This window comes from Streptomyces solincola (assembly GCF_002982015.1).
GTDB lineage: Bacteria > Actinomycetota > Actinomycetes > Streptomycetales > Streptomycetaceae > Streptomyces > Streptomyces solincola.
The window spans coordinates 1-6315 of record NZ_PVLV01000269.1 but is presented as its reverse complement, the minus strand read 5'-3'; the positions used below and the strand labels follow the sequence as shown (position 1 = coordinate 6315).

Annotated in this window: 8 protein-coding genes; all 8 read right to left on the bottom strand. The window is 70.8% G+C overall.

From position 1 onward, the window contains the following. Nucleotides 1-66 precede the first annotated feature (66 nt). Nucleotides 67-258: a ferredoxin gene (locus tag C6N75_RS17725; RefSeq protein WP_105869878.1), complete on the bottom strand. Its 192-nt coding sequence runs from the start codon at nt 256-258 to the stop codon at nt 67-69. Between the two features lie 13 nt (nt 259-271). Beyond that, entirely contained in the window at nt 272-1495 is a 1224-nt protein-coding gene (locus C6N75_RS17720) for a cytochrome P450 (protein WP_105869877.1), read from the bottom strand. A 124-nt stretch (nt 1496-1619) separates the two neighbouring features. Further along, nucleotides 1620-2159 carry a hypothetical protein gene (locus C6N75_RS17715; RefSeq protein WP_105869876.1) on the bottom strand — a complete coding sequence of 180 codons (540 nt, stop codon included), beginning with the start codon at nt 2157-2159 and terminating at the stop codon, nt 1620-1622. A 151-nt stretch (nt 2160-2310) separates the two neighbouring features. Continuing rightward, nucleotides 2311-3075 carry a succinate dehydrogenase iron-sulfur subunit gene (locus C6N75_RS17710; RefSeq protein ID WP_105869875.1) on the bottom strand — a complete coding sequence of 255 codons (765 nt, stop codon included), beginning with the start codon at nt 3073-3075 and terminating at the stop codon, nt 2311-2313. Then, on the bottom strand, nt 3075-4829 hold the full coding sequence (gene sdhA / locus C6N75_RS17705) for a succinate dehydrogenase flavoprotein subunit (RefSeq protein ID WP_105869874.1): 1755 nt from the start codon (nt 4827-4829) through the stop codon (nt 3075-3077). Before sdhA ends, C6N75_RS17710 begins: the two co-directional genes overlap by 1 nt. Before the next feature lie 23 nt (nt 4830-4852). Continuing rightward, nucleotides 4853-5329, bottom strand: a complete 477-nt coding sequence (locus C6N75_RS17700; RefSeq protein WP_105869873.1) for a succinate dehydrogenase hydrophobic membrane anchor subunit — start codon at nt 5327-5329, stop codon at nt 4853-4855. An 8-nt stretch (nt 5330-5337) separates the two neighbouring features. Beyond that, on the bottom strand, nt 5338-5718 hold the full coding sequence (gene sdhC / locus C6N75_RS17695) for a succinate dehydrogenase, cytochrome b556 subunit (protein ID WP_105869872.1): 381 nt from the start codon (nt 5716-5718) through the stop codon (nt 5338-5340). 197 nt (nt 5719-5915) lie between these two features. Then, nucleotides 5916-6315, bottom strand: a 400-nt coding sequence (locus tag C6N75_RS17690) for a 2-oxo-4-hydroxy-4-carboxy-5-ureidoimidazoline decarboxylase (RefSeq protein WP_258177473.1), incomplete at its 5' end; no start/stop codon positions are given.

Below are 6315 nucleotides of genomic sequence, written 5' to 3'. Positions count from 1 at the left end.
GGGGCAGGCGGACGGCCCGGGCGCGGGGGTGCGTCCGGGCCGTCGGGGCCTGCTGGTGCCGGGCGGTCAGCCGGTGACCTTCACCGCCCCCACCGGGCACGCTCGGGCGGCCTCGCGGGCCAGGGGGTGGCCGGCGCCGTCCTCGCGGCCGGGGAGGACGGCGCCGAAGCCGTCGTCGTCCTGGGTGAAGACCTCCGGGGAGGTCAGCGCGCACTGGCCGGCCCCGATACAGGCGTGTTCGTCGATGGAGATGTGCATCAGCGGTCGTTCCTCACCATGTGACGGGGAGTTCGAGCATCCCCTGGATCGTGTCCCCTGGCTTGAAGGCGATGGTGTCGGCGGGAGCCGCCAGGCGCAGGCCGGGGAGGCGGTGGAGCAGGGCGCCCAGGGCGATCTCCATCTCGGCGCGGGCCAGGTTCTGGCCCAGGCACTGGTGGATGCCGAAGCCGAACGCCACGTGGTGGCGGGCCGAGCGGCTCCAGTCCAGCGCGTCGGGGTCGGCGTAGGCGGCGGCGTCCCGGTTGATGACGGAGGTGGAGAAGACGACGCCCTCGTCGGCGCGGATGACCTCGCCGCCGATCTCGATGTCCGCCACGGCCACCCGCAGCATGCCGTCGGCGATGGAGAGGTAGCGCAGCAGCTCCTCCACGGCGGCGGGGAGGAGAGCCGGGTCGGCGCGCAGCTCGGCCAGGCGCTCGGGGTGGGAGAGGAGGGTGTAGGCGCCCAGGGACACCATGTTGGCGGTGGTCTCGTGGCCGGCCACCAGGAGGATGAAGGCGAGGTCGACCAGTTCCTGGCGGTCGGGGGCGCCGCGGACGTCGAGCTGGCGGGCGATCAGGTCGTCCAGCACCCCGTCGCCGGGCTCGGCCCGCTTGCGGTCGACCAGCTCGCCCAGATAGGCGTCCATGCGGTCCCGGGCCTCCTCCACGTCGGAGGCCGCCGGGCCGCGCAGCAGCCTCCGGGACTGCTCCTCGAAGAACTCGTGGTCCGCGTACGGCACGCCGAGCAGTTCGCAGATCACCATGGACGGCACGGGGAGGGCGAAGTCGGCCACCAGGTCGCAGGGCGGACCCTTGGCGATCATGGCGTCCAGCAGGCCGTCCACGATCTCCTGGATGCGCGGGCGCAGCTTCTCCGCTCGGCGCAGGCTGAAGCTGGGGATGAGCATCCGCCGCTGCACGTTGTGCTCGGGGTCGTCCAGGCCGAGCAGCGCGGCGCGCCGCCGGTCGCGGATGGCGGCGAACCGCTCGGTGGGCATCGGGAAGGCGGGGCGGGTGGTGTCGCTGGACAGGCGCTGGTCCGAGAGGAGGGCGCGGGCGGCCGTGTGGCCGGTCACCACCCACACCCGGCGGCCGTCCCAGAGGGTGGCCCGGGTCAGCGGCCGCGCCTCGCGCAGTGGCTGGTAGCCGGCGGGCGGGTGGTAGGGGCAGGTGCGGTCCTGCGGGAACGCCACGGCGTCCCCGGTCACATCCGTCGCGTCGGTCAGTTCCGTCATGGGGGCCTCGCAGACGCTGGCTGGTGGGCGCGGGTTACCGTCCCACTACATGCCCGAGGCATCCATCCGGTCTACGCGCAGTTCGGCCAAACCACCGGAACGGGTCCCTCCCCGCCCCGCGCCCTCACAGGCTCAGCGAGCGCGCGTGGTTGAGCTGGGCCATCACCCACGGCATCGTGCCCGCGTCCCGTGCCGGGATCATGGTGGCGTGGTGCCGCCCGCCGGAGGAGACGGTGACCTGGATGAACCCGGTCGTCACCCGCTCCTTGATGAGCAGGAAGAGCAGTCCGACCAGGCAGAGCACGGCGAACACGATGGCCAGCACGACCGCGTAGGTGGGCATCTTCTCCTCGGTGCGGGAGAAGTCCACCGCGTTCCACATGGCCCCCTTGAGGGGCATGTTCCCCGACGGCGTGACGATGGTGTCGCCGTGCACGGTGATGTCGCCCAGGGAGAAGCCGGTCAGCGGGCCGCCCGGGAGCGGCGGGGGATAGGCGGCGCCGGGCGCGGCGGGCGGATAGGGCTGGTCGCCCTGGTACGGCGGCGGGTAGCCGTAGCCCGGCGCGGCCGGGCCCCAGGCGTAGCCGTCCGGGCCGCCGGGTCCGGGGGCGCCCTGGCCGTACCCGGGCTCGTCCATGGGGAAGTTCGGCTGGTGCTGACTCATACACCGATCCTAGGCCCGGTGCGGGAGCCGCCTCGGGCGATTCCCGGACGCGTGAGGACCACGCCGGCATATGGCGAGGGCCCGCCTCCCGGGAGGGAAGCGGGCCCTCGTGCGCGTACCGCGAAGGGAACGCGTACCGCGGCGGACGGGATCAGAAGCGGCGGGTGATCAGCGCCCGCTTCACTTCCTGGATCGCCTTGGTGACCTCGATGCCGCGCGGGCAGGCGTCCGTGCAGTTGAACGTGGTGCGGCAGCGCCACACGCCGTCCTTGTCGTTGAGGATCTCCAGCCGCTGCTCCCCGGCGTCGTCGCGCGAGTCGAAGATGAAGCGGTGGGCGTTGACGATCGCCGCCGGGCCGAAGTACTGGCCGTCGTTCCAGAACACCGGGCACGAGGACGTGCACGCGGCGCACAGGATGCACTTGGTGGTGTCGTCGAACCGCTCGCGGTCCTCCGCGGACTGGAGCCGCTCACGGGTCGGCTCGTTGCCCTCGGCGACCAGGAACGGCATGACGTCCCGGTACGCCTGGAAGAACGGCTCCATGTCCACGACCAGGTCCTTGAGGACCGTCAGGCCCTTGATGGCCTCGATCGTGATGGGCTTCTCCGGGTTGATGTCCTTGATCAGCGTCTTGCAGGCGAGCCTGTTCTTGCCGTTGATCCGCATCGCGTCGGAGCCGCAGATGCCGTGCGCGCAGGAGCGCCGGAAGGTCAGCGTGCCGTCGACGTCCCACTTGATCTTGTGGAGGCCGTCGAGGACCCGCTCCTTGGGGTCGATCTCGATCGGGAAGTCCTCCCACACCGCGTGCTCCGACACCTCGGGGTTGAAGCGGCGGATGCGGAAGGTGACCGTGATGTACGGGGAGGCGTCGGTCTTCGCGGTCGCCTCGGCCTTGTCCATGACGGGGGTAGCCATCAGTACTTACGCTCCATCGGCTGGTAGCGGGTCTGGACGACGGGCTTGTAGTCGAGACGCACGGTCTCGGTGCCGTCGTCGCCGACCTCGCGGTACGCCATGGTGTGGCGCATGAAGTTGACGTCGTCGCGGTTGGGGTAGTCCTCGCGGTAGTGGCCGCCGCGGGACTCCTTGCGGGCCAGCGCGGACACCGCCATGACCTCGGCCAGCTCCAGCAGGTTGCCCAGCTCGATGGCCTCCAGCAGGTCCGTGTTGAACCGCTTGCCCTTGTCCTGGACGGACACGTTCCTGTACCGCGCGCGCAGCTCGGCGATCTTCTCGACGGCCGTCTTGATGGTCTGCTCGGTGCGGAACACCATCACGTTGGCGTCCATCGTCTCCTGGAGCTCGCGGCGCAGCTCGGCCACCCGCTCGCCGCCGGTGGAGGCGCGGAGCTGCTCCACCATGTCGACGACCAGGGCCGCCGGGTTCTCCGGCAGCTCGACGTAGTCGGCCTTGGCGGCGTACTCGGCGGCGGCGATGCCCGAGCGGCGGCCGAAGACGTTGATGTCCAGGAGGCTGTTGGTGCCCAGGCGGTTGGCGCCGTGCACCGAGACGCAGGCGACCTCGCCGGCGGCGTACAGGCCCGGGACGACGGTGGTGTTGTCGGCCAGCACCTCGCCCTCGACGTTGGTCGGGATGCCGCCCATCGCGTAGTGCGCGGTCGGCTGGATCGGGATCGGGTCCGTGTAGGGCTCGATGCCGAGGTAGGTGCGCGCGAACTCGGTGATGTCGGGCAGCTTCGCGTCGAGCTGCTCCGGCGGCAGGTGGGTGAGGTCCAGGAAGACGTGGTCGCCCTCCGGCCCGCAGCCGCGGCCCTCGCGGATCTCGGTGTAGATCGAGCGCGAGACGACGTCGCGCGAGGCGAGGTCCTTCATGACGGGCGCGTACTTCTCCATGAAGCGCTCGCCGTCCTTGTTGCGCAGGATGCCGCCCTCGCCGCGGGCGCCCTCGGTGAGCAGGATGCCCATCCGCCAGATGCCCGTGGGGTGGAACTGGAAGAACTCCATGTCCTCCAGCGGCAGCCCGCGCCGGTAGCAGGCGGCCTGGCCGTCGCCGGTGAGGGTGTGCGCGTTGGAGGTCACCTTGAAGAACTTGCCGGTGCCGCCGGAGGCGTAGATCACGGCCTTCGCCTGGAAGATGTGGATCTCGCCGGTGGCCAGCTCGTACGCCACCACGCCGGCCGACTTCTTCACGCCGTCGACCTCGGTGATGAGCTGGTCCAGGACGTAGAACTCGTTGAAGAACTCCACGCCCTCCTTGACGCAGTTCTGGTACAGCGTCTGGAGGATCATGTGGCCGGTGCGGTCCGCGGCGTAGCAGGACCGGCGCACCGGGGCCTCGCCGTGGTTGCGCGAGTGGCCGCCGAAGCGGCGCTGGTCGATGGTGCCGTTCGGGGTCCGGTTGAACGGCAGGCCCATCTTCTCCAGGTCGAGGACGGCGTCGATGGCCTCCTTCGCCAGGATCTCGGCGGCGTCCTGGTCGACCAGGTAGTCACCGCCCTTGACCGTGTCGAAGGTGTGCCACTCCCAGTTGTCCTCCTCCACGTTGGCGAGCGCGGCGGCCATGCCGCCCTGCGCGGCGCCCGTGTGGGAGCGGGTGGGGTACAGCTTGGTGAGCACGGCGGTGCGGCTGCGCTTGGTGGCCTCGATGGCGGCGCGCATGCCGGCGCCGCCGGCTCCGACGATGACGGTGTCGTACTTGTGGATCTTCATCAGGGGATCGCCTCAGCCCGTGCCTAGCGGATGTTCGGGTCGAAGGTGAAGATCACCAGCGTGCCCAGAAGGATGGTGAACACCGTGGCGGTGTAGAGCAGGCCCTTCAGCCACAGGCGGGTGTTCGGGCGCTCGGCGTAGTCGTTGACGACGGTACGCAGGCCGTTGGCGCCGTGCAGCATGGCGAGCCACAGCATCAGCAGGTCCCAGACCTGCCAGAACGGGGACGCCCAGCGGCCGGCCACGAAGGCGAAGCCGATCTTGGAGACGCCGCCGTCCAGCACGAGCTGGATCAGCAGGTGGCCGATGACGAGGACGACCAGCGCGATGCCGGACAGCCGCATGAACAGCCAGGCGGCCATCTCGAAGTTGCCCCGGGTGGAGCGCGGGGTGCGGCCGGTGCGCTTGCGCGGCGGCTCGATGAGCGGCGCCGGGTTGTCGACGTCGTAGACGCGGCCGCCCTCGACGGGGCCGACGGCGGAGGTGGTGTCAGTGGACATGTGTCGCCTCAGCTCCCGAACAGTTCACGCGCGGCGTGGCCGAGTACGGGGTAGATCGCGCCCGCCATCAGCACCACCCAGATGCCCACCACGGTCCAGAGCATCTGCTTCTGGTAGCGGGGGCCCTTGGACCAGAAGTCCACGGCGATCACTCGGAGGCCGTTGAGCGCGTGGAACAGGATGGCGGCGACGAGGCCGTACTCCAGCAGCGCGACGATCGGCGTCTTGTAGGTGGCGACCACGTCGTCGTACGCCTCGGGCGATACGCGGACGAGCGCGGTGTCCAGCACGTGCACGAACAGGAAGAAGAAAATGAGGACGCCGGTGACTCGATGAGCCACCCACGACCACATGCCTTCCCGGCCGCGGTACAGCGTTCCAGCCGGCACGGAAAAACCCTCCGGGAGCGGATTTGGGGCCCGGCCGGCTTCGTAGGCGGTCTGGCCCGGCCGGGTACGGTCCACCGGCCCCGGCAATCGTAGCGACGCTTTGTCGGTTCGCTCGCGCGGGGTCCCGAGGTGTGATCAAACAGGCACCGATGGGCTATGGACGCCGGGGCCTCGATCTGGCATAGGTAAGCCTTGCCTTAGCGGTGTCCGTCACGTCCCGGCATCCCGTCCTCGGGGGCGACCAAGCGGGTGAGCCGGGCGCGGGCCAGCTTGCGCAGCTCGTCGGCGGCCACCGAGCGCTCCTCGTCCGGCTCGTGCTCCAGCCGGGTCCGCACCGCCGCCAGCGCCAGGTCGAGGCGGCCGCCGGGACGCCGGTCGTCGGGGCAGAACAGGAACGCGTACCCGAACCGCTCCTGGTAGCGGGCGAGTGCCGCCTCCCACGCCATCAGCGCCGCGGGCGGGGCGTCGGCCGGCAGCAGCGGCGCCGTCTCGTCGGCCAGCGCCTCGGCCAGATCCGCGCCGCCCAGGTCGTACCCCGCCTCGGCGGCCGCCGCCAGCAGCGCCGCCGGCGTGGGGTACGACCTGGGCGGCCCGGAT

Excerpts from the sequence above, each read along its gene's own strand:
- C6N75_RS17725 (WP_105869878.1), bottom strand. The coding sequence starts at position 258 with ATGCACATCTCCATCGACGAACACGCCTGTATCGGGGCCGGCCAGTGC.
- C6N75_RS17720 (WP_105869877.1), bottom strand. The coding sequence starts at position 1,495 with ATGACGGAACTGACCGACGCGACGGATGTGACCGGGGACGCCGTGGCG.
- C6N75_RS17715 (WP_105869876.1), bottom strand. The coding sequence starts at position 2,159 with ATGAGTCAGCACCAGCCGAACTTCCCCATGGACGAGCCCGGGTACGGC.
- C6N75_RS17710 (WP_105869875.1), bottom strand. The coding sequence starts at position 3,075 with ATGGCTACCCCCGTCATGGACAAGGCCGAGGCGACCGCGAAGACCGAC.
- sdhA (WP_105869874.1), bottom strand. The coding sequence starts at position 4,829 with ATGAAGATCCACAAGTACGACACCGTCATCGTCGGAGCCGGCGGCGCC.
- C6N75_RS17700 (WP_105869873.1), bottom strand. The coding sequence starts at position 5,329 with ATGTCCACTGACACCACCTCCGCCGTCGGCCCCGTCGAGGGCGGCCGC.